This window comes from Mesorhizobium sp. M7A.F.Ca.CA.004.04.2.1 (assembly GCF_004022825.1).
Taxonomy (GTDB): domain Bacteria; phylum Pseudomonadota; class Alphaproteobacteria; order Rhizobiales; family Rhizobiaceae; genus Mesorhizobium.
The window spans coordinates 1-2,748 of the sequence record NZ_RZPH01000828.1 but is presented as its reverse complement, the minus strand read 5'-3'; the positions used below and the strand labels follow the sequence as shown (position 1 = coordinate 2,748).

Below are 2,748 nucleotides of genomic sequence, written 5' to 3'. Positions count from 1 at the left end.
AGGTAGGCTCCGTGGTCTTTTTGGCGGGCAGGCCCGCAGGCAGTTGACGAACGCACCTGCGGCCGCCTTGTCGGACGCTCCTGTGGAGCGCTTGGGACCGGCGCCTTATAAGCTTCTTGCGGGATGACTTCTTTCGTGGTTTGGTCCAATAGTTTCGCAAGTGGGCCATATCGGATGCCGCACGGCAAAGAAGTCTTTCACGCTGGCAACGCCAATCTCGGCCAGTTGCACGAGAGCCGCTGGGAGTGGCTTGAACAAGTGGCCGGGCCGGCGGTGGCATTGCCGACCGAATATCCCGATGGCTACCGTGTGCCGCAGCACCGCCACAGCCGCAGCCAGCTCTTGCATGCGCTTGTCGGCGTGGTGCTGGTGACGACGCGCTACGGACGCTGGATGGTGCCGCCCGACCACGCGATGTGGATTCCAGCCGGCACCGAGCATTCCGTCGAGATGCTGGGCGATGTCTCGATGCGTTCGGTCTATGTCATGCCACAGGCGATCCCCGGGCTGCCCGAAGGCTTGCGCGTCGTCGGCGTCACCGACCTGATGCACAGCCTGATCGTGGAATCGGAAAAGCTGCCGCAAGGCGGCGTTCTGGAAGGACGTGGTGGGCTGATCATGAACCTTTTGCTGCACGAAATCCCGACCTTGCCGGAACGGCCGCTCGGCCTGCCATTCCCGTCCGATCCAAGGCTGTCGGCGCTCTGCCGGCGCTTCGTCGCGGCACCGTCGCCGCATGCGACGATCGATGAATGGGCGGATGCCGCCGGCATGAGCCGCCGCTCCTTCACCCGCGCCTTCCAGCGCCAGACTGGCTTGTCGCTGTCGACATGGCGCCAGCAGGCCTGCCTGTTCGCGGCGCTGCCCAGGCTGGCGGACGGCGAGCCGATCACCAGGGTGGCGCTCGATCTCGGCTATGACAGCGTGCCGGCCTTCATCACCATGTTCAAGCGCATGCTGGGGACCTCGCCGCGCGGCTATATGCGCGGCGCACGAGAAAGCGTCGAGGTCGCTCGTCGCCTGGTCGGCCCGGTTCGGTTGGAAAGCCCTGCGCCGTAACGGCAGGTGCTGTTCTAGAGCATTTTACCGTTTTACGGAAACGGCGAGCTGCTCTAACTCTTTGTTTTGACGTAATTCTCTAGGGAAAGCGCTACGCGCTTTTCCCGGGAAAACCGCTTCACACTTTTCCTGGAATTGCTCTAGTCGAACAGGCTCGACACCGATTCCTCGGTCGCGGTGCGCGAAATGGCTTCGCCCATGAGGTCGGCGATCGAGATGACGCGGATGTTGGGCGCGTCGAGCACGCCCTGGGTGGGCTGGATGGAATCGGTGATCACCAGTTCCTGCAGCTTCGAGCCGCTGATGCGGGCAACCGCACCGCCCGACAGCACACCGTGGGTGATATAGGCGGTGACACTGGTGGCGCCGTTGGCCAGCAGTGCATCGGCGGCGTTGCACAGCGTGCCGCCGGAATCGACGATGTCGTCGATCAGCAGGCAATCCTTGCCGGCGACCGCGCCGATGATGTTCATGACTTCCGATTCACCGGGCCGTTCGCGGCGCTTGTCGACGATGGCCAGTTGCGCATCGAAGCGCTTGGCCAGCGCACGGGCGCGGACCACGCCGCCAATGTCGGGCGAGACCACCACGACGTTGCCGAGTTGCTTGTATTTGGCCTTCACGTCGCGGGCCATCACCGGCACGGAAAACAGATTGTCGGTCGGAATATCGAAGAAGCCTTGGATCTGGCCGGCATGCAGGTCAAGCGTCAGAACGCGGTCGACACCGGCGCGGGTGATCATGTTGGCGACCAGCTTGGCCGAGATCGGCGTGCGGCCGGAGGCGCGGCGGTCCTGCCTGGCGTAGCCGAAATAGGGGATGACCGCCGTGATGCGCTTGGCCGAGGAACGCATGAAGGCATCGATCATGATGAGCAATTCCATCAAATGATCGTTGGTCGGGAACGAGGTCGATTGCAGGATGAAGACATCCTCGCCGCGCACGTTTTCCTGGATTTCGACGAAGATTTCCTGGTCGGCGAAGCGCCTGACCGTGGCTTTGCCCAGCGGGACGTTGAGGTACCGGGCGACCGCTTCGGCCAGCACCCTGTTGGAATTGCCCGCGAAGAGTTTCATGCACGGTTCCTGGTGGAGGATGATGAGACCTGACGGACTCGCTTGCGCCCTTTAACCGGGCTTTTAGCGGCCCGCGCCGGTATTGCAAGCGCCGAGATCGGGAATCCGCCGGCTAAACTCAAGAAAGCTCCGCGCCATCGCCGGGCTGCAACAGGGAGCAGCGGACTTGCGCTGCTCCTTCTTCTCGTTGGGCATCGGATTTTCCCAAAACCGTCTCCACTTTTGGGTCCGATGCCTCTAGCCCGCCTTGCCGCCGAGCCAGGCCGCGAATTGGTCGATGGTCTGGTCGGCGATCGTCTGCATGGTGGCCGGCGAGACCCCCTTCCAGCTGTCGCCGCCCGCGCTGGCGCCGGAATTGACCGACGGGGCCTTCTGCTGACCATTGATGCGGTGCAGCCGGTTGCCGGCGGGGTCATAGACATCCCAGACATAGATGACGGTGGTGTCGGCGCCTTCCGACATCGTCGAGAAATAGCCCTTCAGCACATGTGTCACGGTCTGGTCGGCGCTGCCGGCGAGCGTGATACCGCGCTGCCTGGCGCGGGTCTGCAACTCCGCCGTAAGAGGTGTCGCGGCTTCCACCGAAGCGCCGACGATCGGCGCGATCTGCAGG

At 63.5% G+C, this 2,748-nt stretch carries 2 protein-coding genes and 1 pseudogene; 1 reads left to right on the top strand and 2 read right to left on the bottom strand.

Annotated elements, in window-relative coordinates; all coding sequences use genetic code 11:
* Nucleotides 1–174: 174 nt before the first annotated feature.
* Complete coding sequence (locus EN893_RS27745; RefSeq protein WP_127270546.1) at nt 175–1,059, top strand: helix-turn-helix transcriptional regulator; 885 nt, start codon at nt 175–177, stop codon at nt 1,057–1,059.
* A 140-nt stretch (nt 1,060–1,199) separates the two neighbouring features.
* Here the strand turns inward: EN893_RS27745 and EN893_RS27740 are convergent, their stop codons facing one another.
* The gene (locus EN893_RS27740) at nt 1,200–2,135 is read right to left on the bottom strand and encodes a ribose-phosphate pyrophosphokinase (protein WP_013530002.1); all 936 of its coding nucleotides are present in this window, start codon (nt 2,133–2,135) and stop codon (nt 1,200–1,202) included.
* Nucleotides 2,136–2,372: 237 nt separating this feature from the next.
* Nucleotides 2,373–2,748: pseudogene (locus tag EN893_RS27735) on the bottom strand (hypothetical protein); the annotation flags it as partial.